General features: G+C 58.3%; 22 protein-coding genes. 13 read left to right on the plus strand and 9 right to left on the minus strand.

Going from position 1 to position 26417, the window contains the following annotated elements; all coding sequences use genetic code 11:
- Positions 1-194: 194 nt before the first annotated feature.
- Complete coding sequence (locus GIW48_RS23640) at positions 195-539, plus strand: hypothetical protein (RefSeq protein ID WP_217858167.1); 345 nt, start codon at positions 195-197, stop codon at positions 537-539.
- 44 nt (positions 540-583) lie between these two features.
- Here the strand turns inward: GIW48_RS23640 and GIW48_RS23645 are convergent, their stop codons facing one another.
- Complete coding sequence (locus tag GIW48_RS23645; RefSeq protein WP_236460923.1) at positions 584-895, minus strand: Mpo1-like protein; 312 nt, start codon at positions 893-895, stop codon at positions 584-586.
- Positions 896-1056: 161 nt separating this feature from the next.
- Between GIW48_RS23645 and GIW48_RS23650 the strand changes: the two genes are divergently transcribed.
- Entirely contained in the window at positions 1057-2115 is a 1059-nt protein-coding gene (locus GIW48_RS23650; protein ID WP_017139172.1) for an AraC family transcriptional regulator, read from the plus strand.
- On the opposite strand, the gene GIW48_RS23655 is transcribed toward GIW48_RS23650, so the two are convergent.
- The 3 genes from GIW48_RS23655 to GIW48_RS23665 form a co-directional block, all read right to left on the minus strand.
- The gene (locus GIW48_RS23655) at positions 2072-3526 is read right to left on the minus strand and encodes a TrkH family potassium uptake protein (protein WP_017139173.1); all 1455 of its coding nucleotides are present in this window, start codon (positions 3524-3526) and stop codon (positions 2072-2074) included. The genes GIW48_RS23650 and GIW48_RS23655 overlap by 44 nt on opposite strands.
- A 247-nt stretch (positions 3527-3773) precedes the next feature.
- Positions 3774-5108, minus strand: coding sequence for an imelysin family protein (locus GIW48_RS23660; RefSeq protein ID WP_236460906.1), 1335 nt, complete (start codon positions 5106-5108; stop codon positions 3774-3776).
- A 127-nt stretch (positions 5109-5235) separates the two neighbouring features.
- On the minus strand, positions 5236-7287 hold the full coding sequence (locus GIW48_RS23665; protein WP_236460907.1) for a putative bifunctional diguanylate cyclase/phosphodiesterase: 2052 nt from the start codon (positions 7285-7287) through the stop codon (positions 5236-5238).
- A 185-nt stretch (positions 7288-7472) separates the two neighbouring features.
- Between GIW48_RS23665 and GIW48_RS23670 the strand changes: the two genes are divergently transcribed.
- Complete coding sequence (locus GIW48_RS23670) at positions 7473-7652, plus strand: hypothetical protein (protein ID WP_236460908.1); 180 nt, start codon at positions 7473-7475, stop codon at positions 7650-7652.
- A 120-nt stretch (positions 7653-7772) separates the two neighbouring features.
- On the opposite strand, the gene GIW48_RS23675 is transcribed toward GIW48_RS23670, so the two are convergent.
- From GIW48_RS23675 to GIW48_RS23695, 5 genes are all read right to left on the minus strand, one after another.
- A complete protein-coding gene (locus tag GIW48_RS23675) occupies positions 7773-7997 on the minus strand; it encodes a hypothetical protein (RefSeq protein ID WP_236460909.1) in 225 nt (74 codons plus the stop codon).
- 182 nt (positions 7998-8179) lie between these two features.
- Positions 8180-12868, minus strand: a complete 4689-nt coding sequence (locus GIW48_RS23680) for an RHS repeat domain-containing protein (RefSeq protein WP_236460910.1) — start codon at positions 12866-12868, stop codon at positions 8180-8182.
- Positions 12869-13118: 250 nt separating this feature from the next.
- The gene (locus GIW48_RS23685; RefSeq protein WP_003212997.1) at positions 13119-13715 is read right to left on the minus strand and encodes a superoxide dismutase; all 597 of its coding nucleotides are present in this window, start codon (positions 13713-13715) and stop codon (positions 13119-13121) included.
- 175 nt (positions 13716-13890) lie between these two features.
- Positions 13891-14493 carry a LysE/ArgO family amino acid transporter gene (locus GIW48_RS23690; RefSeq protein WP_026013850.1) on the minus strand — a complete coding sequence of 201 codons (603 nt, stop codon included), beginning with the start codon at positions 14491-14493 and terminating at the stop codon, positions 13891-13893.
- Positions 14494-14498: 5 nt separating this feature from the next.
- Positions 14499-14900, minus strand: a complete 402-nt coding sequence (locus GIW48_RS23695; RefSeq protein ID WP_017139178.1) for an ACT domain-containing protein — start codon at positions 14898-14900, stop codon at positions 14499-14501.
- A gap of 99 nt (positions 14901-14999) precedes the next feature.
- On the opposite strand from GIW48_RS23695, the gene GIW48_RS23700 reads away from it, so the two are divergent.
- The 10 genes from GIW48_RS23700 (at position 15000) to GIW48_RS23745 (ending at position 26288) form a co-directional block, all read left to right on the plus strand.
- Positions 15000-15893, plus strand: a complete 894-nt coding sequence (locus GIW48_RS23700; RefSeq protein WP_017139179.1) for a LysR family transcriptional regulator ArgP — start codon at positions 15000-15002, stop codon at positions 15891-15893.
- 52 nt (positions 15894-15945) lie between these two features.
- Positions 15946-16944, plus strand: a complete 999-nt coding sequence (locus tag GIW48_RS23705; protein ID WP_236460911.1) for an NAD-dependent epimerase/dehydratase family protein — start codon at positions 15946-15948, stop codon at positions 16942-16944.
- 127 nt (positions 16945-17071) lie between these two features.
- Complete coding sequence (locus GIW48_RS23710; RefSeq protein WP_236460912.1) at positions 17072-17893, plus strand: ATPase; 822 nt, start codon at positions 17072-17074, stop codon at positions 17891-17893.
- 246 nt (positions 17894-18139) lie between these two features.
- Positions 18140-19399, plus strand: coding sequence for a D-mannose isomerase (locus GIW48_RS23715; protein WP_236447101.1), 1260 nt, complete (start codon positions 18140-18142; stop codon positions 19397-19399).
- A 104-nt stretch (positions 19400-19503) separates the two neighbouring features.
- The gene (locus tag GIW48_RS23720) at positions 19504-20790 is read left to right on the plus strand and encodes an ABC transporter substrate-binding protein (RefSeq protein WP_017139182.1); all 1287 of its coding nucleotides are present in this window, start codon (positions 19504-19506) and stop codon (positions 20788-20790) included.
- A 92-nt stretch (positions 20791-20882) separates the two neighbouring features.
- The gene (locus GIW48_RS23725) at positions 20883-21791 is read left to right on the plus strand and encodes a carbohydrate ABC transporter permease (protein WP_017139183.1); all 909 of its coding nucleotides are present in this window, start codon (positions 20883-20885) and stop codon (positions 21789-21791) included.
- Entirely contained in the window at positions 21784-22629 is an 846-nt protein-coding gene (locus GIW48_RS23730) for a carbohydrate ABC transporter permease (protein WP_017139184.1), read from the plus strand. Before GIW48_RS23725 ends, GIW48_RS23730 begins: the two co-directional genes overlap by 8 nt.
- Before the next feature lie 2 nt (positions 22630-22631).
- Entirely contained in the window at positions 22632-23792 is a 1161-nt protein-coding gene (locus tag GIW48_RS23735; RefSeq protein ID WP_017139185.1) for an ABC transporter ATP-binding protein, read from the plus strand.
- An 85-nt stretch (positions 23793-23877) separates the two neighbouring features.
- The gene (locus GIW48_RS23740; protein WP_017139186.1) at positions 23878-25224 is read left to right on the plus strand and encodes a carbohydrate porin; all 1347 of its coding nucleotides are present in this window, start codon (positions 23878-23880) and stop codon (positions 25222-25224) included.
- 218 nt (positions 25225-25442) lie between these two features.
- Positions 25443-26288, plus strand: a complete 846-nt coding sequence (locus tag GIW48_RS23745; protein WP_017139187.1) for a D-hexose-6-phosphate mutarotase — start codon at positions 25443-25445, stop codon at positions 26286-26288.
- Positions 26289-26417 lie beyond the last annotated feature (129 nt).

The raw sequence follows: 26417 nt of genomic DNA on the forward strand, positions 1-26417 counted from the left end.
GCGGGGGTCTCGATGATTCAGGCAGTGTGGAAAGCGCTTGAAGTGCGCTTTCCACACGGTCTGGTACGGCGTCAGTCCTGGCGTTTGCTGTCGACTGGTTTTGCTTCTTTGGCTTCAGGCTGTTTGTCACTGGCCTGCTGCGGTGTTGGCTGCTCAGTTGGGTGCAGGCTTGGGAAGGGGAGATTAGGTATCTCGTGCATCGTCGTCGCTCCTCGCAAGATCTGTTTTATCAATCGCAGGTGATTCCGCGCTCTCAAAAAGCCTTGGCAGGATACAGCACTGAAAATGACAAAAAGAATTTTATGTCGGCGGATGTGCGAATTTTTATTTTTTTGCGCAAGTGGCATGGGGTCGCAGGCTGGGTAAGGGCCGGAGCAACAGCAACAGCGAAGCCATACTCGGTCAAAGGTGGGAGCTGGCTTGCCTGCGATGCAGGCACCTCGGTGTACCTGACACACCGAGGTGCCTGCATCGCAGGCAAGCCAGCTCCCACAGAAAAGCAGATCTCAGGTGTATGCAAATCCGCTTTTCGCTTTTGATCCAACCACTCAGGTCGGCTACTAGGCTGCCGTAAAGAGACACCTCAAAAAGGCACCTTCCCCAAAATCATGTCGCGATACATCACAAAATCCCCCAGCAAACTGTAGAAGGGATGTTGAATCGTTGCAGGCCGGTTCTTTTCGAAGAAGAAGTGCCCGATCCAGGCAAAGGTGTAGCCGGCGACCGGTAATGCGAGCAGTAACCCCAACGAGCCACGGCCAATGGCATAAGCCAGAATCCCAATCACCAGGGTGGTGCCAATAAAGTGCAGGCGCCGGCAGGTGCTGTTGGCGTGCTCGCTCAGGTAATAAGGGTAGAACTCAGCGAAGCTGTTGAATTGCTTGACGTTTTCCACAGTGATCGGCCCTGGGCTGGTGATGCCGCCCAACAGATGTTCGGCGGGGAGCTTATTTGAGTCTAGAGTGATCAGTGGTAACAGCCAGTGACAATAGATGCCACTTTAGTATCCTTGGCTTCCTGGCTGCCGTTTAAGCCTGCTTTTTTCAAGAAGACGCCATGAGCGAACGAACAACTTCTGCAAGCTGGGCAATGGGCATCGTCAAAGCGTTGGAAATGGACGGCCTGGATTGCCGCGTCCTGTTCAAGCAACTGGGCCTGGACTACGCCGCGCTCAGTGACCCTGATGCACGTTTTGCGCAAGACTCCATGACCCGGCTGTGGCAGCGCGCTGTCGAGCTGTCAGGCAACCCCGCGATCGGCTTGAACATGGGCAAGGTGGTGCGCCCGGCGTCGTTTCATGTGGCGGGTTACGCCTTGATGTCCAGCAACACCCTGGCCGAAGGTTTTATGCGCCTGGTGCGTTACCAACGCATCATCGCCGAAAGCGCCGACTTGAGTTTTCGCCTGTTACCTGAAGGCTATGCGCTGATTCTGACGGTACATGGCGATCACCTGCCGCCGACCCGGCAAAGCGCTGAAGCCTCGTTGGCCAGTGCCCTGGCATTATGTGGCTGGCTGACTGGCCGCACCCTGCAGCCACGCAAGGTAATGTTGCAAGGTGACCAACCGGCCGATCTGGCGCCCTATAAGCAAGCATTCCATGCGCCTATGGAGTTCAATGCGCCCTACGATGCGCTGATTTTCGAACAGGCCGACATGGATGCGCCGTTGCCCACCGCCAATGAGGCGATGGCGCTGCTGCATGATCGGTTTGCCGGTGAATACCTGGCGCGGTTTTCCGAGAGCCGCGTGACCCACAAGGCGCGCCAGGTGCTGTGCCGCTTGTTGCCCCAGGGTGAGCCCAAGCGCGAAGTGGTGGCACAGACCCTGCACTTGTCTCAGCGCACGTTACAGCGGCGTTTGCAGGAGGAGGGCACCAGTTTCCAGACGTTGCTCGACGATACGCGTCGCGAGCTTGCCGAACAGTACCTGGCGCAGCCGAGTATGACCTTGCTGGAAATCGCCTACCTGTTGGGCTTTGCCGACCCGAGTAATTTCTTCCGCGCGTTCCGCCGCTGGTTCGACGTCACGCCCGGCGAGTATCGGGTGCGGCTGCTGCAGGCATCGACGGTCAGTGGCGCCAAAACGCCGGAATGCACAGAACAAACACGGTAATAATCTCCAGCCTTCCCAGCAGCATGCCGAATGACAAGATCCACTTGGCCGCATCCGGCAGGCTGGCGAAGTTACCGGCCGGGCCGATGGTTTCGCCCAGGCCCGGGCCAACACCGGACACGGTGCTGGCGGCACCGGTCAGTGCGGTCATCCAGTCCAGACCCAGCAGTGACAGGGCCAGGGCGATGGCGCAGATGGTGATAGCGAAGAAAAACGAAAAGGTCAGGATCGAGCGCACGATCTCTTCGTCGAGACGGTGGCCGTTGTACTTCTGCTTGATCACTGCGCGTGGGTGGATCAGTTGGTTCAGGTTGGCCTTGAGCAGGATGTAGGCGACCTGGAAGCGGAAGATCTTGATCCCGCCCGCCGTCGAGCCCGAACAGCCGCCGATAAAACCCAGGTAGAAGAACAGCATCAGCGAGAAATTGCCCCACAGGCTGTAGTCCCCCAGCGCAAAGCCGGTCGTGGTCACCACCGACGTAACGTTCAGGGCAACATGGCGCAGGGCATCCAGCCAGTGCAGGTTGGTCGTCCACCAGTACCAGGTGCCGAGTACCAGCCACGTCACGATCAGCAAACCGAGCAAGCCTTGCACTTGCTGATCCTTGATCAGCGCCCGGCGGTTGCCGCGCAATGTGGCCACATACAGGGTGAACGGCAAGCTGCCGAGGATCATCACCACCACCGCTACCCAGTGCACCGCCGGTTGTTTCCAGTGGGCCAGGGATTCATCGGAGGTGGAAAACCCGCCGGTGGAAATTGCTGACATCGCGTGGTTGATCGCATCAAACAAGCCCATGCCGGCCCACCAGAACGCCAGGCTGCCCAGGATGGTGATGCCCACATACGCTGCCACGATCAGGCGCGCCACCATGTGCGAGCGCGGCATGACTTTTTCTGAGCGGTCCGAGGATTCGGTCTGGAACAGGCGCATGCCACCAATGCGCAGCAGCGGCAGGATCGCCACCGCCATGCCGATAAAGCCGATGCCGCCCAGCCAGTGCAACATTGAACGCCACATCAGGATGCCAGGGGACATGCTGTCCAAACCGCTCAGGACGGTGGAGCCGGTGGCGGTGATGCCCGACATGCTTTCAAAGAACGAATCGGTGTAGCTGATGTGCTGGGTCAGCAGAAACGGCAGCGCGGCGAAGATGCACACCACCAGCCAGCTGGTGACGGTCAGCAGGTACATGTCCCGGGGGCGCAGGTGCACGTGTTCGGGGCGGCCGGGGATAACCAGGGCCAAACCCGCAAGGAAGGTGATCATGCTGGCCCACAGGAACGAGGGCAGGTCGCTGGTGCGTTCGAAGATCACCAGGGTGGCCATCGGGATGACCATGGCGATCGCGAGGGTGATCAGGAAGATGCCGATGATGAAACCGATGATACGCAGGGTCGGCAACGCCATGAAGAAAGCTCGGGTTTGAGAGAGTGGCGCCATTCTACCTGCGGTGCGGGTCTTGTAAACCGGGGTGTACGAGGCGAAGCAGTTCGACTGTGGGAGCTGGCTTGCCTGCGATGGCGACCTGTCAGCCACCCATCTGTAGCAGACCCATCGCTATCGCAGGCAAGCCAGCTCCCACAGTGGGTATGGGAAGGGGGGAACGCGCACAAAAAAGGCGACCCGAAGGTCGCCTTATTCAGCGCAGGATCAATCAGAACTCGTGATCAGCGTTATCCGGGTTCAAATCACTGATGCCCAGCTTGCCCGCGGCGGTTTCGATCGCGGCGGTCTGCTTGACCAGTGCCGCAATCGCGTCACGCACGATCTGGTTGCCCTTGTCGTTACCGGCCGCGATCAGTTGGTCGTAGTGCTCACCGGCGTTGGCCTGGTCAACCATGACCTGGATCTTCGCTTCGGTCGACGCCAGGTCGGCCTTGAGCGCCGAGTCGGCGGCTGGATCGGCCTTGGCCACCAGCGACGAGAGGCTTGCGCCGGTCATTTTGGTGCCGTCGGTGCGGGTGTACTCGCCCAGGTAGACGTTGCGGATGCCCTTGGCGTCGTAGAAGTGCGAGTTGTGGGTGTTGTCGCTGAAGCAATCCTGTTCGTCTTCCGGCGAGTTGGCTTCCAGGGAAACCTTCATGCGCTCACCGGCCAGTTCGCCCAGGGACAGGCTGCCCATGCCGAACAGCATTTTGCGCAGGCCGTCGGTGGCAGGTTCTGCTTCCAGGGTGGCGCGGTAGTTGTCGTCGACCTTGGGTTTCCAGTTGCCGACCATTTCTTCCAGGTCGCTGACCAGCAGTTGGGTCACAGCGCGCAGGTAAGTGCGACGGCGCTCGTTGTTACCGCCGGTGGCACCGTCGCCGGTCATGTAGTCGGATGCCGGGCGGTTGCCTGCGCCTGGGCCGGTGCCGTTGAGGTCCTGGCCCCAGAGCAGGAACTCGATGGCGTGGTAGCCGGTGGCGACGTTGGCTTCGGAACCGCCCAGTTCATTGAGGCTGGCGAGTTTTTCCGGGGTGATTTCCTTGACGTCGACCTTGTCTTCGCCCACCTGGATCTCTGTGTTGGCGATGATGTTGGCGTTGGCGCCCGGGTTACCCAGCGCGTGCTCGTAGGATTTGTCTACGTAGTCGATCAGGCCTTCGTCCAGGGGCCAGGCGTTCACTTGGCCTTCCCAGTCGTCGATGATGGTGTTGCCGAAGCGGAACACTTCACTTTGCAAGTACGGCACACGGGCGGCGACCCAGGCGGTGCGGGCTGCTTTCAGGGTGTCGTCGCTCGGGTTGGCGAGGAAGGTGTCGATTGCGGTTTGCAGGGTCTTCGCGGTGGATTCGGCGTCGCTGTACACCGCGAACACCATGTCGGCGTAATGCGCGACAACGGCCTTGGCGGCTGCTTCGTCGACCTGGCCGGCAGGCGTGGCAGCCGCTGGAGCGGTGGTGCTGACTGCCGGGGTCGGCGCGGCGGCCTTGTCTTTACCTTCGCCGCAACCGGCGAGAGAAATGGCAATGGCCAGCAGACTGGCGGTGGCCAGGGGCATACGAATCATGGCGAACATCCTGCTTCGGTTGTTGATAGGGCGCGCGGGGAAGCGCAAAAACTGCGACATAATGCGAAAGATTTGCATTTTGTGTAAAGGTTTATGCGAGGGAAATATTTGGTATCGATTTGTCGGTTCAGAGAATCGCCGCGTTGTTGCGCTCGGACTGTTTCAAAAACGCCGCCAGCTCACGGGCCTGCAGCGGTTTGCTGTAGTGGTAGCCCTGGCCCTCATGGCACCCTTCGGAAATGATATAGGCCTCCTGCTCGGCAGTTTCCACGCCTTCGGCAATCACCTGCATGCCCAGGCTTTTGCCCAGTTGGATAATGGCGCGCACGATGGTTGCATCGTCGTCGTCATCCAGCAGGTCCTGGACGAAGCTCTTGTCGATCTTGATCTTGTCCAGTGGCAGGCTCTTGAGGTAGCTCAAGGATGAATAGCCGGTGCCGAAGTCATCAATCGCGATCAAGGCACCGGAGCGGCGCAGGCTCAGCAGGTGCTGGGCGGCGGTGCTGATGTCTTCCATCAGGCCGGTCTCGGTCACTTCCAGCTCCAGGCTGCGTGGCGGCAGGCGATAGATCTGCATCAGGTTGTTGACCACCCGTGGCAACTCGGTGTGGTGCAACTGCACGGTGGACAGGTTGACCGCCATGCGCAGTTCGGTGAAGCCCAGGTCATGCCATTCGCGCAACTGCCGGCAAGCCTGGTCCAGCACCCATTCACCAATCGGAATAATGGAGCCGTTCTGTTCCGCCAGCGGGATAAACAAGTCCGGCGGCACCAGGCCGTGTTCCGGGTGCTGCCAGCGAAGCAACGCCTCTACGCCCACCACACGGTGGTCGCGGTAGCTGATCTGCGGTTGGTAGACCAAGTGGAACTGCTCGCGACCCAGGGCATCGCGCAGGTCTTTTTCCAGTTCGCGGCGCCGGCGCATTTCGCTGTCGACACTGGCGATATAGAACTGATAGCGGTTGCGCGAGCGGCTCTTGGCCAGGGTCATGGTCTGTTCGGCTTTTTGCAGCAGCTTCTCGGTGCTGTCGCCGTCCTCCGGGAACAGGGTGATGCCGATGGTGGCGCGCAGGCGAATCTGGTCCTGGTCGAGGGCGAATTCGGCTTCCAGGTCGTCGAGGATACTTTGCGCCAGCTCGGCGGCCTCGTAAGGCTGGTCGATATCGGCCTGCACCAGTGCAAATTGGTCGCCGCCCAAGCGGGCGAGGGCGCCGAGGCGGCCGCTGTGGGCGCGCAGGCGGTCGGCCAGGGCCAGCAGTAATTTGTCGCCGGCCTGGTAGGTGAACTGTTCGTTGACGCTTTTGAAGTCATCCAGCCCCACGCACAGCACCGCCACCCGGCGCTGTCGGCGGCCGGCATCGGTGAGGATCTTGTCCAACTGCTCCTGCAGCTTCTGACGGTTCGGCAGCCCGGTCAGGAAGTCGTACTGGGCCATGCGCAACAGGCTCGATTCCGCCTCATGCCGCAAGTGCGTATTGCGCTCGATGGACTCGAGCAACTGGTTGGCAGTGTTGATCCACAGCCCCAGCTCGTTGCGTTCATGGCCCTTGAGCTGGGGGATCTTGTGTTCGCTGGGGCGGTCGGGGTTGATTGAGGTCAAGTGCTCGATAATCCGCGACAACGGCTTGGTCAGCAGCCAGTGATACACCAGGTACAGCACCAGGCCCATGGCCAGGGCGCGCAGCACGCCGGAAATAAAGATGATCACCGAGCTGACAATAAAACCTTTGCCGTAGGTGGCTGTGTCGAGGGTAATGCTCAGGTCGCCGTAGTACTCGCTATAGGGGCCTTTGCCAACCAGTGCAGTCGTAAAGGTGCGTTCCTGGCCAAGAATCAGGTCGGTCAACCAGCGGGTGGGTGATTGCTGCAAGGCGCGGCTTTTTTCCGCCAGCATGGTTTCGTTGGGGTGGCCGATGGAGGCCATGCGCACGGCGTCGTCCTGAAACAGGCCCTCGATCACCTGCATGCCCATCTCGCGGTCCAGGCTGTAGACAGCCTGGGTCGAGGGGTCGCGAAACATGTCGAGGATCCGCTGCGCGTCACCGGCCACGGCCTGACGCGTCTTGTAGGCATCAAACACGATCTGCGCCACGCTCAGCGTCACGCCCACGATCAATGCCGAGAGCAGCACAACCCGTAGCAACTTCACCGACAAGCTGTTTTTGAGTTCCAGCTTCAAAGGGTCATTCCTTGTTCCGTGCGGGTAGCCTCAATATGCCATGAGTATTGGCAATCTCGGGATGGCAGTCAAAGGGACATTGCTGCAACCGCAAAAAGTTACAAAAACCGGAACCAAACCCTCGGAACTCACCACCCAGGCCATGAGAGGAATACACCTTTCATTCAATTTTGGAGGATTTACTGATGATCGCAGCAGCAGGCGTGGGTACGGCAGTAGCCGCAGCGGCAGCCTTGGCTCCCGTGGTATTGCCAATGGTAGGCAAGGCCGTGGGCATGGCTGCCGATGTCGCCAGGAACGTGGCTGGTACTGCAATTAATTTTGCCGGCGACGCTTCGAAGCAACAGCAGCAGATCAAGTTCTGATCGATAAGGTTTAATTGCCCATATCGAAGAGAGGGACGGTGCGTTATGCCCGCCCTCTCTCTGTTTTTGCGCCTGCCACCTCCAAAACCACGCCAGGGGCGAGGAAGGCGTAAGCCGTTGTTACTGGGTGAACTTGATCGACAGCTTTTGCGCGTTTGCGTCGCTGGAAAACTCGATGGTTTGGCTTGTGGCCTGTGCTTTTCCTGCGCCGATTTTCTTCGCGATGGCATCCGCGAACGGTTGGATCAGCGGTGCGACTGCTTTGATCGCATCACCTACCACGGGGAGTGCAGTTTTTAACAGATCGCCAACGACAGGAAGGGCGGTCAGTGGACTTATGTTCATTGTAATTTCTCCGACAGCTGGAAGAGGTCAATTCCTCTCAATGATTACGTGGAGAAAAAGCGCGAGTGGGTTCCCGCGCAAGCAATGACATTGTGTTTTTTAGAAAAAAGCCCGGCAATGGCTGTCGGGCCGAAAGGCTCAGGTTTGTTCAAGGCGGTAGCTACCGCTGCCGTTGAACAAGTTTATCGGGCCATTTTGAGCAATTTCGTCCAACTGCCATTTGGCAGCCAGCTGCCGTTACCGAGGACTGTGTTAACACCATCGGCACGCTTCCAATCTTCTAAGGTGCCCAAATTGCTAATGATGCCAGTGATAGCGAAAAGCACAGTGTTGGTGTCCCCTAACACTTCAAATTTTTCGAGTACTGCCAAAGGCTTGCCATAGATTGGAAATGGCTCTACTCGACGCAGGAAGGCTTGCGCACTGAAGTTATCGGATAGCCGGTCGAGTCCTCGTACCATGGTCGGCGCTGGTGTAATGGCCGCCGTCTTTTGAACGACGATTTTGCCGATACTACGGGCCGTATTCCCCAAATAGCGCATAAACACCGCTGCCCGCTGTGCAATTTTATAGCCCAGTGACAATCCTCCACTGAGCACCCCATAGAACAGCGAAGCCCAGGCCAATCCTTTAGACAGTTCCGGCGCGATGTCGGCAATAAGTACCGATGTAATAGCGGTGATAGATGAGGCAACGGCCAATATGATGACGATCGAGTGAAACAGCAGCGACGTTCCTCCGGTCAAGATTGCGGTGAGTATTCCAATACCGGTAAAAATGATTGTGGAAATCAGACTTCCATGTTTGCCGAGACTGAGTGGCTGAGGAAGGTTGTCTCCCCAAATCTTCCTCAGTCTTTCGCTGACTGAAAAGTGACCACTGGGATCATGAAAGTTAATGGGGTCGTTATCGGTACAGTAACCGTAAGCGTGGGGGCCGCCGTTGCCGAAGGGGCTTTCGCTGTCCGGGGCATGGAACTGGTGGGCTTCAGGGGTCAAGTAGCGATAACCGCAGCCCATGGGGGATTGTCCGGTAGTGTTGTCGTAGAGTTCGCCGTTATTACCGAGTAATGAGTCGGAATCTCCAGGGAATTGCCCGCCATACGGGTCATAGGCGTGAAATTTCGTGGTGTCGGCCACTGCGTCAAAGCTGACAAGAGGCGTGCCGTTTTGGTCGCACCATTGGTAGATGATTCTTTGTGCACCTGACATCTTTGTTCTTTGGGCGTAGCAGGCAGCACTGCCCGGAGACAGATGCCGGTAGCTGGCGTTGTTCTCTGTAGCGTACTCGCCACTGGCTTTGAGGTCGTTATAGATGACTTGACGTTCGTCGGCCCCCTCGTTGCGCGTCATTAGGCGATCGTCGGGGTCGTAGCGGTAGCGAGTGCTCCCTGCTTGTACCAGCCGGCCCAAGCCGTCATAGGTGTACTTTCTACCGTTCAGGTCTTGAGAGACTCGGCCAGCGGTGTCATACGTTATGGTCGCAGATTTTGTGTAGTCCGCATGGGTGTTCTTGATTCCCTCGAGGCGAAAGCTCATCGAGTTGTTGTAGGTGTAGGTCGCGGTATTGTGTGCGCCGGCGAACGTGCTGACGCAGGTGAGTACATTGCCCATCCCGTCGTAGGTGAATTGTTGCTTGTCGATCAAGGCCCCTTTCGGATTTTTCGGCCTCCACACCCCTGCTGTCTCGCATGATTTCAGCCGTCCACCTGCGGTGTAGGTGAAGTTGCGGGAGCCGAGGACCGTACTGCCCCGTTTCAGCTGGACCTGTTTGAATTTACCGTCGGCATAGTAGGTGGTGGCTATTTCCACGCCCACCGGTGTGTTTTCCATGGGAACGAAACGGCGGCTGATTTCACGCTGCTGAGCGTCATAGGTGTAAGTGACCTCCACCCTCTGTGTTGCACCACTTCTGGTCTCCACCACTTCTTGTTTTAGTTGCCCTTGGTCGTCGTATTCGTGTCGGGTGAAGAATTGGTTTGTGCTACGTATACGTTGCCCGCCTGGGCTGTAGAGAAACTCCGTCGAGGTACCGAACACGTCGGTCTCACGCAGCAGACGTCCTGCAGGTGAGTAGCTGTAAGACACTGCTTTGGATTGGCCGTCTTTAGTTTGCACCTGCTGTCTGGTCACGAGTAAATCGCGGTTATGACTGTTTTCAAGAACACTCTCTCCCTCAACGGCTCTTGAAGCGCTTTGCCCGGCGTAGGCATAGCTGAATGTCTTTTGCAGGCTGGATTGCGCTTTACTGACTTTACTCGGTTTATTGCCCAGTTCCTTGATGTACTCGTACTCCAGGATGGTGCCATCTGCGGTTTTTTTGGTAGCGGGTGCCGGGCTGGTGCCATCATAGGTGTAGGTTTCTTCGAGGGTGCCTCGCACCAAGGAAGTAACACGCTCCCAATTATCAAATTCTCGTGTCCCCAATCTATGTTTCTGGAGGCCGATCCCGAAGCTGATCTCCAGGGTCGCGGGTTCGTCGCTCGGCGAAAACGGTTGATAAGTGTAGTGGTAGGTGTAGGCAAGGTTTAATAAGGGAAGCAGGCCTTTGTCGTCTTCGACATGGGCCTCTGTCAGAACGCGTCCGTAGTGGTCATACGTGTAGTCGACAGTGTTGACGCCGAACTCGTTATGAGTTCTTAGTTGTTGGACTTGATTGTTAAGGGTGTAGGTTGCATTTTGGGTTTGGAATATGGCGCCCGCCTGGTCCAGAAACTCGATTTTTTCGATCGTCTCGTCCGGCTTATAGGTCGTTACCTTGCGATGTTTATCGGTGGCTTTGCCGGCCCACTCCGTCAGTGTCAACGCGACGGGGTCATACAGTTTGAACGTTTGCCGACCGTCGCTGTGGAGCTGTCCGCCGATTTCACCCCAGGCATCGTAGACGTTCTGGCTCCATTCGCTGATCGCTGTGCCGTCTGCCACATAATCGTATTCAGTGGTGCGCAACTCCTGCCCTTTATCGTTATAGCTGATTTCCTTGAGCAAGCGTTTTGTAGTCGCTGTGGTGTATTCGTACTCCCTGACCAGGCGATCTTGACCATCGTATTCGCTCAGTCGCACCCGCCCATTGGGTTCGGTGCTTTTCACTTGGCCTGGGGCCGGATAGGCATAAGTCGTGGTTTGTTTATAGGTTGGGCTTTGTGCACACAGTGTGAGGCTCGCCAACCGTCCAAATGCATCATAAGTGTATTCGGCGTGATTGCCATCGGTGTCCACTTGACGAATGAGGCGCCCGCTGAGGGTGCTCTGGGTCGTTGAAGACTTGCGCTCGGGTTTCAACTCTTCGGTCTCGTCCACCAGCGTCTCGATGGTCGTCAGTTCTGTACCGTTTACGCCACCTAGCGTGTATTCAAAGTTGCGCGTGATGGCCTTATATAGGTCGCCTCCCAGATTGATACTTTTTGGTTTTCCTTTGCGAAAGTCATTGTCCTCAAAATAGTCATAGGTTTGGAAGGTTGTTTTTGAGAGTGGGATTGATACGGAGTAGTAGTTTTCCTGCACGTGAAAAAGTGGTGTTTCACTCATGTCGGAAATGGAGGTGTATAGATATTTTTTTTCGTGGATAGGAAAGTTCAGAAGGGCGGAGCGTGATAGCGTTTCGGATATTAGTTTGTTCGAGAGGAACTTACCCTCATCATAGTATTGATAGGAAGTGGTTTTGCCAGATTGTGTGTTCGAAATCAGCGCTGCATCTTTGTCAAAGCGAGTGTGCATATTCGCTGTTCGGCTTTTACCGTCTTTAGAATAGGTCACCGACTGTTCATTTTTTATTGCATTGGGCTCGGCCGAGAGCGTGTATTTCGTAGTGGTAATGGCGGGCTTGCCCTCGTAGGTTCTGGTGACGGTCTCGGAAAGAATCTCGTTAGTAATAGCGTCGTATTTGTATGCGATTATGCGGTCAAGACTAAACTTTGTCGTTGTGTAGGTTTTATGATTTGACTCCTTCTCGTACTTTAAAAAAGTCGGGACCATTTCCCCGCCACCGTTAGGCCGCAAATGGTGGTCGACCGCACAGGGCAGTGCTGATAATTGAGGGTTGTCCGGAAAGTAAAGACCATTGTCACTGTATTCAATCTCTTCAACCTGATTGTCAGGACTGGTGTATGTAATCAACAGCCAGCCGGCAGTCTTGTGGTCCAAGTACTCAAGCTTGGTTTCGATACCGTCGGCAAGCTTGACGGATTTAAGGGCATAGTCCTCAATCGTCAGTACATAACGCAGTGTTTCAACGGAATCGTCTGGCCAGTAAGTTAGGGTAGCAGGTGTTTTCGCCGGTTGGGCACCTTCTTCGGCAAGCGTATAGTCAATGTTGATCAGGGTGCGGAGCTTGTCCTTGACTGTCTGTAACTTGATTTGATAATAGGTTTTTCCGTCTATGATATGGGGCGTGGCAATCCAGCTGAAGTATAAGTAATTATAGCCGTCGGTGGTCAGTGATTGAGGTACGTAAAATGATGTGTCTCCCAGCTTGAACAATACTTCTGTTCTGCCGCCCTTGCGGTAAACGGTTAAAGTGTCATCGTTACCCCATTCAACAATGACGGCCGGTTGTTTCAGGTTCTTGCCTTTTTCCAACTTCAGGGTTTCTCCTGTGTGGAGTGTCAAGACCTTATAGGCTTCACTGAAGAGGGTAAAACAAAACTCCCAACCATCGCCGATCGCATTCAGATTGTTTGTCGTTGGGGAATAAAAGAGACTTGGGTCGAACACCGGGCCGCATCCAGAGTTGCCGGTCACTGTTGGCATGTTTATACACGCTTCGAACAGCCCGGTGCGGGTGTTGATCATGTTGTATTTCTGGGTGGTCGCATTAAAAATCGGCTGGCTTTCGTAGTCGGCCGGATCTTTGCCCATTGGGTTGTGTGCCATGGTTAATCTCCTTATTACTTGGCCAGTCCTGAGCCTTCAGGACGGATAGGGAGATCAGAGGATATGCAAAGTTTCTCTGTTCAAAACCTGTGAATTCTGACAGTGCTTTATGATTTTTCGCTATGAATAATGATGTTTTTATACTTCAGAGTCGGGCTTTGAAGCAGGCATAAAAAAACCGGCCCCCCCTGAAGAGGGATCCGGTTTTTTAGCAGTTCAGCTAAGTGAGCCGCTGTACGGCAAGCCGTGCTTAGGCAGTAAAGGTTTTGCCTTCGAACTGCTCAGCCACGAATTTCCAGTTGACCAGATTCCAGAACGCTTCCACATACTTTGGACGCACGTTGCGGTAGTCGATGTAGTAGGCGTGTTCCCACACGTCGCAGGTCAGCAGCGGGGTGTCGCCGCTGGTCAGCGGGTTGCCGGCGCCGATGGTGCTGGCCAGGGCCAGGGAACCGTCAGCTTTTTTCACCAGCCAGCCCCAACCGGAACCGAAGGTGCCGACGGACGTCTTGGTGAACTCTTCCTTGAACTTGTCGAACGAACCGAAGGCTGCGTTGATGGCTTCAGCCAGTGCGCCGGTCGGTTGGCCACCGGCGTTTGGCGCCAGGCAGTTCCAGTAGAAAGTGTGGTTCCAGACCTGAGCGGCGTTGTTGAAGATGCCGCCCGAAGAAGACTTGACGATTTCTTCCAGGGTCTTGCCTTCGAACTCGGTGCCAGGCACCAGGTTGTTCAGGTTCACGACATAGGTGTTGTGGTGCTTGTCGTGGTGGTACTCCAGGGTTTCCTTGGAGATGTGCGGCTGCAGGGCATCGTGTGCGTAGGGCAGCGGCGGCAATTCGAAAGCCATGATGATTCTCCTAATCAGGTCAGTTGCGGTGAGCGCAAGGCCGATCACGGGCGGCCAAACAAGCGCCGGGGAGTTTGTACTCTTTGCGGCGCAGGGTCCGGATCATAGCACCGGGGGTGCGGCAAAACCACGCAACAACTGTGTGGGATAGAGGTTCCAGAGCGTTTTGGAATATTCATCCGGCACTGATCAATTGGTAGGCCACGCTGAACATCATCACCGCGACCAGAAGGTCGAGCAGGCGCCAGGTCGCCGGGCGCGCCAGCCAAGGTGCCAACCACGCCGCGCCGAGTGCCAGGGTGGCGAACCACAGGAACGAGGCGCTGGCAGCGCCGGCCACATAGGCGCCGGGCTCGGTTTGTTGCGCGCCCAATGAGCCGATCAGCAGCACGGTGTCCAGGTACACATGGGGATTGAGCAGCGTTACTGCCAAGGCACTGAGCAACACGGCGCGCAATGAACGCACTTTGAGGTGTGCCCCCTGTTCCAGGCTTTGTCGGGAACACGCTCGACGCAACGCCAAGGTGCCGTACCACAACAGGAATGCCGCACCACCCCAGCGGGCAACGGCCAGCAGCAGCGGGTTTTGCGCCAGCACGGTAGCCAGGCCAAATACCCCGAGTGCGACCAGAATTGCATCACACACGATGCACAGCGCCGCCACCGGCAAGTGATGTTCACGGCGCAGGCTTTGCGCCAATACAAACGCGTTCTGGGTGCCGATCGCCATGATCAGGCCGAGAGCCACCAGCAGCCCGTTTACGTAGCTTTGCCACATAGCCATTACTCCGCGTTTGCTGCCAGTTGGCGCAATACATCCATGGCCCGCTCGGCATCGGCGCGGCCTACGAACAAGTGGTCGTGATAAAACCCGGCAATCACGTTGCAACTGATACCGGCGCTGCCCAGCGCGCTGGCAAACGCCGCCGTCAGGCCCACGGCTTCAAGGGCCGAATGCACATTCAGGGTGATCCAGGCGGCCACATAGTCGAAGGCCAGCCCGGCGTGTTCCGCCTGCTCACGCTCCACAATCAGGGTCAAACCTTCCTGCTCGCGAAAGCTGCCGATGATCTCGCAACCTGCCGGGATACGTGAGTCGGGCAGAGTGCAGAACACGTAGTCGCCTTCGTTTAGATGAGGGCTCATGCTGCGCAGCAGGGTTGCCAGGGCGGTTTCGCCAGCCATGTGTGGATTCCTTTAATAAAGAGAAGCAATGCTGGTCATTCTCCCGGCCCACGCTGTATAAGAAAAACCAATATTGCTGATCGCTCATTAGAGAAACTGATGTTCGACTATAAATTGCTTTCCGCCCTGGCGGCGGTGGTGGAGCAGGCCGGCTTCGAGCGTGGCGCGCAGGTACTGGGGCTTTCTCAGTCAGCGATTTCCCAGCGCATCAAGTTACTGGAGGCGCGTATTGGCCAACCGGTGCTGGTGCGGGCCACGCCACCTACACCCACCGACATCGGGCGACGTTTGCTCAACCATGTGCAACAGGTGCGCTTGCTCGAGCGCGACCTGCAAAGCCAGGTGCCAGCGCTGGACGAGGAGGGCATGCCCGAGCGCCTGCGCATCGCCTTGAACGCCGACAGCCTCGCCACCTGGTGGGCCGAGGCCGTCAGCGACTTTTGCGCCGAGCAGCATTTGTTGCTGGACCTGGTGGTGGAAGACCAGACCGTGGGCCTCAAGCGCATGCGCGCCGGTGAAGTGGCGGCCTGTATCTGCGCCAGCGAACGCCCGGTGGCCGGGGCGCGCAGTCTGTTGCTCGGTGCCATGCGCTACCGTGCGTTGGCCAGCCCTGCATTTATAACGCGGCATTTTCCCGAGGGCGTGCGTGCCGATCAGTTGGCACGCACGCCGGCGCTGGTGTTCGGCCCGGACGATTTCCTGCAGCACCGCTACCTGGCATCGCTGGGCGTGGACGGCGGTTTCGAGCACCATTTGTGCCCGTCCTCCGAAGGTTTTATTCGCCTGACCGAAGCCGGACTGGGTTGGGGCCTGGTGCCGGAATTACAGGTGCGCGACCAGTTGCAAAGCGGCGCTTTAGTCGAGTTGTTGCCAGATAAGCCCATCGACGTGCCGTTGTACTGGCATCATTGGCGCAGTGGTGGGCAATTGTTGGGGCTGCTGACCGATCACTTGGCCCAGGCCTGTGGCCAATGGTTGGTGCCGTTGGACTGATGGCGTGCGTCAAGGCAACAGCGATGAAAAACGAAAGAGCATGGGGTAACAAATGAAAATTCTGGTCACCGGCGCAAGCGGCTTCATCGGCGGGCGTTTTGCACGTTTCGCCCTGGAGCAGGGCCTGGACGTGCGGGTCAACGGGCGGCGTGCCGAAGGTGTGGAGCACCTGGTAAGGCGCGGCGCCGAGTTTATCCAGGGTGATCTCAATGATGCCGACCTGGTGCGCGAGCTGTGCCGCGATGTCGAAGCCGTGGTGCATTGCGCCGGCGCCGTCGGGTTGTGGGGCAAGTACCAGGACTTCCACCAGGGCAATGTGCTGGTCACCGAAAACGTCGTCGAGGCCTGCCTCAAGGAGCGTGTCGGGCGCTTGGTGCACTTGTCGTCGCCGTCGATCTACTTTGATGGCCGCGACCACCTGGGGCTGACCGAGGAGCAAGTGCCCAAGCGCTTCAAGCATCCCTACGCCGCCACCAAATACCTGGCGGAGCAGAAGGTGTTTGGCGCCCAGGAGTTCGGCCTCGAAGTACTTGCGCTTCGCCCGCGTTTTGTCACCGGGGCCGGCGACATGAGCATCTTCCCGCGCCTGCTTAAAATGCAGCGCAAGAACTGCCTGGCTATCGTCGGTGATGGTTTGAACAAGGTCGACTTCACCAGTGTGCACAACCTCAATGAGGCACTGCTCAGCAGCTTGCTCGCCACCGGCTCGGCGTTGGGCAAGGCCTACAACATCAGTAATGGCGCGCCGGTGCCAGTGTGGGATGTGGTCAATTATGTAATGCGCCAGATGGACATGCCCCAGGTCACCCGGTATCGGTCGTACGGTTTGTCCTACAGCGTGGCGGCGTTGAACGAGGCATTCTGCGCAATGTGGCCGGGCCGCCCGGAGCCGTCGTTGTCGCGCCTGGGCATGCAGGTCATGAACAAAGATTTCACCCTGGACATCAGCCGTGCCAGGCATTATCTCGACTACGAGCCCAAGGTCAGCCTGTGGACGGCGCTCGATGAGTTCTGCAGTTGGTGGAAAGCTCAGGAGCCGGGGCTGAAATAAGCTCACAACCAGCAACACATCGGGAACCGAATTCAGGCTTCCGGGTCGATCAATGCGGCGCCAACGGGGTTTATACTCCGCTCGCTCGGCTTTTCCGGTCGCCATCTCACCGATTCAGGGTTGATTCATGCGTAACGATGCCAAAGACGATTTCGACAACGTTCCCAGCCTGCGGGCTGACATCGGGGACGATGATGATTTCGAGCCGACTCCCGCCACCTCCGTGCGCTCGCGCACAACCAAGGTGGTCAAGGTCAAGAGCGCCAGCACCGGCCCCCTGTGGGCCTTGGTCGGCGCGCTGCTGATCGCCTTCGCCGGGCTTGCCTGGTGGAGCTTCCAGCAGATTTCCCTGATGGGCCAGCAGTTGGTCGCCACCCAGGAAAGCTTTGCACGCATCAGCGAAGAAGCGGCGGGGCGCCTGCAAGACATTTCCGGCAAGGTGGTGGCCAGCGAGGCCAACGTCAACAACGGCAGCGAAGCCCTCAAGTTGCAGATCAAGCAGTTGGAAACCCAATTGCTGGAGCAAGGCAAGCAGCAAGTCGGCGTGGCCGGGCAGGCAACCGAACTCGACCAGCGCCTGGCCCAGATGAGTGCCAGCACCACTGAACTGTCGAGCGCGAATGCCAAGCTGCAAGGCCAGGTGCAGGCGCTGACCGATGCCGTGGCCACACTTAAGGCGGCGCAGGGTGAGGTCAAGGATCTGTCCGCCGACGTGGCGGCCCTTAAAAAGCAAGGCAACCCGGCGGCCATCGCCCGCCTGGAACAGGACCTGGTGGTGCTCAAAAGCGCGCAGGAGAACCAGCCCGCCAATAGTGATGCGCCAACCAATAAAGAGTTTGACGTGTTCCGCATCCAGACCACGCGCAACATCACTACCTTGCAGAGCCAGGTGCAGAACCTTAACCAACAGCTCAACGCGCCAGCGCGGGTCACCCCACTGGGCCAATGATCGTTCCCACGCTCTGCGTGGGAATGCCGCCATGGACGCTCCGCGTCCCGCTGCCGGGTTGTGCAGGGGTGGCGCAGAGCGCCACGGGCTGCATTCCCACGCGGAGCGTGGGAACGATCGACGGGCTCTGCGTGGGAACGATCAAATGTCACCAGGTGGTGACATTTCCCATCCCCTTCGTTACTTGCCCCCATCGCGCCCTTGTTTAGACTCCGGTCATCCCATAAAAAATAAAAAGGGCTACCCATGACCATGCAACCACTGCCTGCCAGCAGTTGGCTGAACGCACCTGCCCATCACGCCTGGCTCGCCAGCGAAGGCCAACGTCTGCTGGCGTTCGCCAAAGCCTCACGCCTGCCAGACGGCTTTGGCAACCTTGACGGCAACGGCCAACTGCCGGCCGACGCCCACGCCGAAACCATGAACACGGCGCGCATGACCCACAGCTTTGCCATGGCCCATGCCATGGGGGTGCCGGGTTATGCCGACCTGGTTGCCCATGGCGTTGCCGCCCTCAGTGGCCCCTTGCGCGATAGCGAACACGGCGGCTGGTTCGCCGCGCCCAACGCATTGGATGGCAACCGTGGCAAAGCCGCTTACCTGCACGCGTTCGTTGCCCTGGCTGCCAGCTCTGCCGTAGTGGCCGGCGCACCCGGTGCGCAGAACCTGCTCCACGACGCCGTGCATATCATCGACCAGTTCTTCTGGAGCGAGGAGGAGGGCGTGATGCTCGAGTCCTTCGCCCAGGACTGGAGCGGCGTCGAAGCCTATCGCGGCGCCAACAGCAACATGCACGCCACCGAAGCCTTCCTGGCACTGGCCGATGTCACCGGTGAAACACGCTGGCTGGACCGCGCGCTGCGCATTGTCGAGCGCGTTATCCACACTCACGCTGCCGGCAACCAGTTCATGGTGATCGAGCATTTCGACACGCACTGGCAACCCTTGCTCGGCTACAACGAAGACAACCCTGCCGATGGCTTCCGCCCGTATGGCATCACCCCCGGCCACGGTTTCGAATGGGCACGTTTGGTGCTGCACCTGGAAGCCGCACGCCTGCAAGCCGGGCTGGCCACGCCGGACTGGCTGGTGAGCGACGCCCGCGGCCTGTTCGCCAGCGCCTGCGAATACGCCTGGGCCGTGGACGGCGCTCCCGGCATCGTCTACACCCTGGACTGGAAGCACCAGCCAGTGGTGCGCGAGCGCCTGCACTGGACCCATGCCGAAGCCAGCGCGGCGGCCCAGGCTTTGCTCAAACGCACTGGCGAGCTGCATTACGAAACCTGGTATCGGCGCTTTTGGGAGTTCTGCGAAAGCCACTTTATCGACCGTATCAACGGCAGCTGGCACCACGAACTCAGCCCGCACAACCAGCCCAGCAGCAAGATCTGGGGTGGCAAGCCGGACCTGTACCATGCCTGGCAAGCGGTCGTACTGCCTGTACTACCCTTGTCACCGAGTATGACCAGCGCATTGGGTCAAGGATGCTATGTCACCAAGTGGTGACATTTGTGCGTCCCTTTGTTACCTGCGCGCTAAAAATCCATGTTTAAACTCCGTGCAGCGCAAGCTCTAGACTTGCATGCATAACAACAAGAAAAGGTATTCAGATGAACGCGATTAATCGCCTCGCCGTTGCTATTTCCATTGCCTCGTTGTTTCCCCTCAGTGCATTTGCCGCCGACTCGAAAGGGACGGTTGAAGTTGTGCATTGGTGGACCTCAGGCGGTGAAAAAGCAGCAGTAGACGTACTGAAGGCTCAAGTTGAGAAAGATGGCTTCGTCTGGAAAGACGGCGCCGTAGCCGGTGGCGGTGGCGCCACTGCAATGACTGTGCTGAAAAGCCGCGCAGTCGCTGGCAACCCGCCAGGCGTTGCCCAGATCAAAGGCCCGGACATTCAGGAATGGGCGTCCACTGGCTTGCTCGACACCGACGTGCTTAAAGACGTCGCCAAAGAAGAAAAGTGGGACTCGCTGCTCGACAAGAAAGTCTCCGATACCGTGAAGTACGAAGGTAACTACGTTGCCGTGCCGGTCAACATTCACCGCGTAAACTGGCTGTGGATCAATCCGGAAGTCTTCAAGAAAGCCGGTATCACCAAGAACCCGACCACCCTCGAAGAATTCTACGCAGCCGGCGACAAACTCAAGGCCGCAGGCTTCATCCCGCTCGCCCACGGTGGCCAGCCTTGGCAGGACAGCACCGTATTTGAAGCGGTCGTACTGTCGGTGATGGGTGCCGACGGCTACAAGAAAGCCCTGGTTGACCTGGATAACGACGCGCTGACCGGCCCGCAAATGGTCAAGGCCCTGACTGAGCTTAAAAAGGTCGCGACCTATATGGACGTCGACGGCAAAGGCCAGGACTGGAACCTGGAAGCCGGCAAAGTCATCAACGGCAAGGCCGGCATGCAGATCATGGGTGACTGGGCCAAGTCCGAGTGGACTGCCGCCAAGAAAGTCGCCGGCAAAGACTACGAGTGCGTAGCCTTCCCGGGTACCGACAAAGCCTTTACCTACAACATCGACTCCCTGGCGGTGTTCAAGGTTAAAGACAAGGGCACTCAGGAAGGTCAGAAGGACATCGCCAAAGTGGTACTGGGTGAAAACTTCCAGAAAGTCTTCAGCATCAACAAAGGCTCGATCCCGGTTCGTACCGACATGCTCAATGAAATGGACAAGCTCGGTTTCGACTCCTGCGCCCAGACCGCTGCCAAAGACTTCCTGGCGGACGCCAAGACCGGTGGCCTGCAGCCAAGTATGGCCCACAACATGGCCACTACCCTGGCGGTACAAGGTGCGTTCTTTGATGTCGTGACCAACTACATCAACGACCCGAAAGCCGACCCGGCCGACACCGCCAAGAAACTCGGCGCTGCGATCAAGTCTGCCAAGTAACGGTTAGCACGGCTGGTCCTTGTGAGGGGAAACCCCCTGACCCCTCACAAGGCTTGCTCCTGTAGTCCTTTTTCCCTGTACTGGATTTTCCCATGAGTTCTGTTGCTGTGTTCAGCAAGGCCTCGCCGTTCGATGCGCTGCAGCGCTGGCTCCCTAAGCTGGTGCTGGCGCCGAGCATGTTCATCGTGCTGGTGGGCTTCTACGGCTACATCCTGTGGACATTCGTGCTGTCGTTCACCACGTCCACGTTTCTGCCCAGCTACAAATGGGCCGGTCTTGCACAATACGCGCGGTTGTTCGACAACGACCGTTGGTGGGTGGCGAGCAAGAACCTGGCGCTGTTCGGCGGGATGTTTATCGGCATCACCTTGGTGATCGGCGTGACACTGGCGATTTTCCTCGACCAGAAAATCCGCCGCGAAGGCTTTATCCGCACCATTTACCTGTACCCGATGGCGCTCTCGATGATCGTGACCGGTACGGCCTGGAAATGGCTGCTCAACCCGGGCATGGGCCTGGACAAACTTCTGCGTGACTGGGGCTGGGAAGGCTTCCGTCTCGACTGGCTGATCGACCCCGACCGCGTGGTGTACTGCCTGGTGATTGCCGCCGTGTGGCAAGCCTCGGGCTTCATCATGGCGATGTTCCTGGCCGGCCTGCGTGGCGTTGATCAGTCGATCGTGCGCGCCGCGCAAATCGATGGCGCCAGCCTGCCGCGCATCTACTGGAGCGTGGTGCTGCCAAGCCTGCGCCCGGTGTTCTTCAGTGCGGTGATGATCCTCGCGCACATCGCGATCAAGAGCTTCGACCTGGTAGCGGCCATGACCGCCGGCGGCCCGGGCTACTCGTCCGACCTGCCTGCGATGTTCATGTACTCGTTCACCTTCAGCCGTGGCCAGATGGGCATGGGCTCGGCCAGTGCAATCCTGATGCTCGGCGCGATCCTCGCGATCATCGTGCCTTACCTGTATTCCGAGCTGAGGACCAAGCGCAATGACTAGTCTCGCCTCCAAACCTGCCATCAGCCTGAGTCGCATCGCGATCTACGCGGTGCTGATCCTCGCCGTGCTGCTGTACCTGGTGCCGCTGGTGGTGATGCTGCTGACCAGCTTCAAAACCCCCGAAGACATCAGTACCGGCAACCTGCTGAGCTGGCCGACCGTCGTGACCGGCATCGGCTGGGTCAAGGCCTGGGCCACCGTTGACGGTTACTTCTGGAACTCGATCAAGATCACCGTTCCGGCCGTACTGATCTCCACCGCCATCGGCGCGTTGAACGGCTATGTGCTGTCGTTCTGGCGCTTCAAAGGTTCGCAGCTGTTCTTCGGCTTGCTGCTGTTCGGCTGCTTCCTGCCGTTCCAGACCGTGCTGCTGCCGGCCTCGTTCACCCTCGGCAAGATGGGCCTGGCCAGTACCACCACGGGCCTGGTGTTTGTGCACGTGGTCTACGGGTTGGCGTTTACTACGCTGTTCTTCCGTAATTACTACGTGAGCATTCCAGATGCTCTGATCAAGGCGGCGCGACTGGACGGTGCAGGTTTCTTCACCATCTTCCGGCTGATCATTCTGCCGATGTCGACGCCGATCATCATGGTCTGCCTGATCTGGCAGTTCACCCAGATCTGGAACGACTTCCTGTTTGGCGTGGTGTTCTCCAGCGGCGACTCGCAGCCCATTACGGTGGCGCTGAACAACCTGGTCAACACCAGCACCGGGGCCAAGGAATATAACGTGGATATGGCGGCGGCGATGATCGCCGGGCTGCCGACCCTGCTGGTCTATGTGATCGCAGGCAAGTATTTCGTGCGCGGCCTCACGGCCGGCGCGGTCAAGGGGTAATCATGGCTACGCTCGAACTTCGCAATGTAAACAAGACCTATGGCGCCGGCCTGCCCGACACCTTGAAGAACATCGAACTGTCGATCAAAGAGGGTGAGTTCCTGATTCTGGTCGGCCCTTCGGGGTGCGGTAAATCCACGCTGATGAACTGCATCGCCGGCCTTGAGACCATCACCGGCGGCGCGATCATGATCGGCGACCAGGACGTGAGCGGCATGAGCCCCAAGGACCGTGACATCGCCATGGTGTTTCAGTCCTACGCGCTGTACCCGACCATGAGCGTGCGCGAGAACATCGAGTTCGGCCTCAAGATCCGCAAGATGCCCCAGGCGGATATCGACGCCGAAGTGGCGCGCGTGGCCAAGCTGCTGCAGATCGAGCACCTGCTTAACCGCAAGCCAGGTCAGTTGTCCGGTGGCCAGCAACAGCGTGTGGCCATGGGCCGCGCCCTGGCACGTCGGCCGAAGATCTACCTGTTCGACGAACCGCTGTCCAACCTCGACGCCAAGCTGCGTGTCGAGATGCGCACCGAAATGAAACTGATGCACCAGCGCCTGAAAACCACCACCGTGTACGTCACCCACGACCAGATCGAAGCAATGACCCTGGGCGATAAAGTGGCGGTGATGAAGGACGGCATCATTCAACAATTTGGCACGCCGAAAGAAATCTATAACGACCCGGCCAACCTGTTTGTGGCAAGCTTTATCGGTTCACCTCCAATGAACTTCATACCTTTGCGCCTGCAACGCAAGGACGGTCGCCTGGTGGCACTGCTCGACAGCGGCCAGGCCCGTTGCGAGCTGCCGCTGGGTATGAGTGATGCTGGGCTTGAAGATCGCGATGTGATCCTGGGTCTGCGCCCGGAGCAAATTGTTCTGGCCACGGGTGAAGCGAATGGGTCGTCGAGCATTCGTGCCGAAGTCCAGGTCACTGAGCCAACCGGTCCGGACACGTTGGTGTTTGTGCAACTCAACGACACCAAAGTCTGCTGCCGCCTCGCGCCGGACGTTGCACCGCAGGTCGGTGAGACCCTGACCCTGCAATTCGACCCGGCCAAGGTATTGCTGTTCGACGCCAAAACCGGCGAACGCTTGGGCACTGCTGCCTCATTGCCTGCACACGGGCATGCCGACAACGTGGCCCAATTCAAAGGCCGCTGAAGCAGATAACTTGTTGTTTTGGTTAAAAAAAGTAACCCGCGTTAGATAAAAACAGTTAAATAACAATAAAGACGAGGATGTAGGGATGAAAAAGCAACACAACAACACTCGGCTGATCTGCCAACTGTCAGCAGCAGCAGCCCTGGTATTGTCCGCCAATGCGATGGCGGCCGATGCATTCAGCGCCGATTCCAAGTGGATGACCGGCGATTGGGGTGGCGAGCGTACCAAGCTGATCGAGCAAGGTATCGACATCAAGGCTGACTACGTAGGGGAAATGGGCGCCAACCTGCACGGCGGCTATAACGACGACAAGACCGGCCGTTACTCCGACCAGTTTGGGTTGGGCGTAGCGCTCGATCTGCAAAAGCTGTGGGGCTGGGACAACACCCAGGCCAAGATCCAGTTGACCAACCGTAATGGCCAAAACATCTCCAACGACCGTATCGGTGACCCGCGTGCCGGCACGCTGAGTTCGTCGATGGAAGTCTATGGTCGTGGCCACATGGTGCGTCTGACCCAGTTCTGGATTCAGCACCAGATGTTCGATAACAAGCTGGACGTGAAACTCGGTTACTTCGGTGAAGGCGAAGACTTCAACACCTTCCCATGCGACTTCCAGAACCTGTCGTTCTGCGGCTCGCAGGTGGGTAACTATGTAAACACCTGGTACAACTGGCCGGTCGCCCAGGCCGCTATCCGCGTGAAGTACAACATCACGCCTGAGCTGTATGCGCAGATCGGTGCGTACAACCAGAACCCGTCGCAGCTTGAGCACGGCAATGGCTTCAAACTCAGCGGCAGCGGCACCAAGGGCACCGTGATTCCGGTGGAGTTGGTCTGGTCGCCGAAGGTCAATGGCCTGCCGGGCGAATACCGCGTGGGTTACTACAAGAGCGCCGCGGATGCCAGCGACGTACGTGAAGACGTTAACGGCAACGATGCCGCCACCTCAGGCTTGGCTTACCGTACCCGTAGCAGCAAAAGCGGCTATTGGGGCGTTGTGCAGCAGCAACTTACCACCCATAACGGCGACGCGTCGCGCGGCCTGAACATCGCGGCCAACGCCACCTTCCACGACAAGGACACCAACCTCGTCGACAACTATCAGTCGTTGATGCTGGTCTACAAAGGCCCGTTCGATGCGCGTCCAAAAGATGACGTCGGTATCGGTTTCTCCCGCATCCATGTCAACCAGGACGTGAGGAAAAACGCAGAGTTGCTGAACGCAGCCGGTGGTTTCACCGACTACGATCAGGTGGGCTACGCGCCGCTGCGTGACACCGAGTACAACACTGAAATCAACTACGGCTTCCACGTCACCAACTGGCTGACCGTGCGTCCTAACCTGCAATACGTTACCCACCCAGGTGGCGTCGATAAAGTCGACAACGCGTTGGTAGCCGGCCTGAAAATTCAGTCTACGTTCTAACGCTGTTGCGATAAGCTCCTTCTCTCTGTGCGCATTTTGCGGGTAGCCATGGCTACCCGCTTTTTTTGGGGCGCGCTGCACTACCCATGTGGGAGCTGGCTTGCCTGCGATGCAAACGACGCGGTCTGCCTGGATGGCCGAGGCGATGCCATCGCAGGCAAGCCAGCTCCCACAGGGTAACCAAGCTTGAGCAACCATGAACTCCAGGACCGTGGCACATGCATGAGCATCCGCTGCAACGCTTTTTCAAATCCCTGCGTGAACAACCGGTGTTCGCCTGGGAGCGCTTTCAGATGCGCGATGTATTGGTGATCGACCATCCGCTGTGCCAGGCGGTGTTCAGCCGCCAGGGTGCGCAATTGCTGCACTTTCAGCCCACAGGCCAGAAACCCTGGCTGTGGTGCGCAGCCAAGTGGCCACAAGTCGGCGCCATCCGTGGTGGCGTGCCGGTGTGCTGGCCCTGGTATGGGCGCCATCCGAGCGAAAACGCCTGGCCGTCCCATGGCTGGGCGCGGCTGATCGACTGGAAACTGCTCGACAGCAGCACCGACGACGACGGCGTGCGCCTGCACTGGCAATTGCAGCTGTGCGACTGGCAGGTCGACCTGCACGCGCACCTGGGCGAAACCCTTGAGTTGCGCTTGAGCACCGAGCACCAGGACGAATTGCCGTGCCAGCTGAGCCATGCGTTGCACGCTTACTGGCGTATTGGTCACGTCGACGAGATAGCGCTGTCTGGGCTCGATGGCGCGCAAGGTTATGACCAGCTCAGTCGCCAGGTTTGCCAGCAGGAAGGCGAGCTAAGGGTGGATGGTGGATGCCAGCGGGTGTTCCAGCATGAGGGTGAACTGCAGCTCAAGGACCACGCCTGGCAACGTGAGCTGTGCATCGACACCGGCGACAGCGCTGACACCGTGGTGTGGCATCCAGGCAGCCGGCCGTTGTTGGGCGTGAGCTTTAACGAGGCGTCGGGGTTTGTGTGTGTGGAGTCGGCGATGGCGGCAGCCAGTCTGGCGCCGGGGGAGCGGGCGCACCTGAGTTTGCAGGCGCGGGCCGGGGTTTAGTGGTGGAGCTTATGGCGCTATCGCAGGCAAGCCAGCTCCCACAGGGGAATGCATTCCAAATGGGCAGCTCGGTCCACTGTGGGAGCTGGCTTGCCTGCGATAGGGTCGGTACTGCTGGTGGAGATTGCT

Origin of the sequence: Pseudomonas sp. PA-6-3C (assembly GCF_021605825.1) — a bacterium.
Classification (GTDB): Bacteria; Pseudomonadota; Gammaproteobacteria; order Pseudomonadales; family Pseudomonadaceae; genus Aquipseudomonas; species Aquipseudomonas edaphica.

Excerpts from the sequence above, each read along its gene's own strand:
- GIW48_RS23650 (WP_017139172.1), top strand. The coding sequence starts at position 1,057 with ATGAGCGAACGAACAACTTCTGCAAGCTGGGCAATGGGCATCGTCAAA.
- GIW48_RS23655 (WP_017139173.1), bottom strand. The coding sequence starts at position 3,526 with ATGGCGTTGCCGACCCTGCGTATCATCGGTTTCATCATCGGCATCTTC.
- GIW48_RS23660 (WP_236460906.1), bottom strand. The coding sequence starts at position 5,108 with ATGATTCGTATGCCCCTGGCCACCGCCAGTCTGCTGGCCATTGCCATT.
- GIW48_RS23670 (WP_236460908.1), top strand. The coding sequence starts at position 7,473 with ATGATCGCAGCAGCAGGCGTGGGTACGGCAGTAGCCGCAGCGGCAGCC.
- GIW48_RS23675 (WP_236460909.1), bottom strand. The coding sequence starts at position 7,997 with ATGAACATAAGTCCACTGACCGCCCTTCCTGTCGTTGGCGATCTGTTA.
- GIW48_RS23680 (WP_236460910.1), bottom strand. The coding sequence starts at position 12,868 with ATGGCACACAACCCAATGGGCAAAGATCCGGCCGACTACGAAAGCCAG.
- GIW48_RS23685 (WP_003212997.1), bottom strand. The coding sequence starts at position 13,715 with ATGGCTTTCGAATTGCCGCCGCTGCCCTACGCACACGATGCCCTGCAG.
- GIW48_RS23690 (WP_026013850.1), bottom strand. The coding sequence starts at position 14,493 with ATGTGGCAAAGCTACGTAAACGGGCTGCTGGTGGCTCTCGGCCTGATC.
- GIW48_RS23695 (WP_017139178.1), bottom strand. The coding sequence starts at position 14,900 with ATGGCTGGCGAAACCGCCCTGGCAACCCTGCTGCGCAGCATGAGCCCT.
- GIW48_RS23700 (WP_017139179.1), top strand. The coding sequence starts at position 15,000 with ATGTTCGACTATAAATTGCTTTCCGCCCTGGCGGCGGTGGTGGAGCAG.
- GIW48_RS23705 (WP_236460911.1), top strand. The coding sequence starts at position 15,946 with ATGAAAATTCTGGTCACCGGCGCAAGCGGCTTCATCGGCGGGCGTTTT.
- GIW48_RS23710 (WP_236460912.1), top strand. The coding sequence starts at position 17,072 with ATGCGTAACGATGCCAAAGACGATTTCGACAACGTTCCCAGCCTGCGG.
- GIW48_RS23715 (WP_236447101.1), top strand. The coding sequence starts at position 18,140 with ATGACCATGCAACCACTGCCTGCCAGCAGTTGGCTGAACGCACCTGCC.
- GIW48_RS23720 (WP_017139182.1), top strand. The coding sequence starts at position 19,504 with ATGAACGCGATTAATCGCCTCGCCGTTGCTATTTCCATTGCCTCGTTG.
- GIW48_RS23725 (WP_017139183.1), top strand. The coding sequence starts at position 20,883 with ATGAGTTCTGTTGCTGTGTTCAGCAAGGCCTCGCCGTTCGATGCGCTG.
- GIW48_RS23730 (WP_017139184.1), top strand. The coding sequence starts at position 21,784 with ATGACTAGTCTCGCCTCCAAACCTGCCATCAGCCTGAGTCGCATCGCG.
- GIW48_RS23735 (WP_017139185.1), top strand. The coding sequence starts at position 22,632 with ATGGCTACGCTCGAACTTCGCAATGTAAACAAGACCTATGGCGCCGGC.
- GIW48_RS23740 (WP_017139186.1), top strand. The coding sequence starts at position 23,878 with ATGAAAAAGCAACACAACAACACTCGGCTGATCTGCCAACTGTCAGCA.
- GIW48_RS23745 (WP_017139187.1), top strand. The coding sequence starts at position 25,443 with ATGCATGAGCATCCGCTGCAACGCTTTTTCAAATCCCTGCGTGAACAA.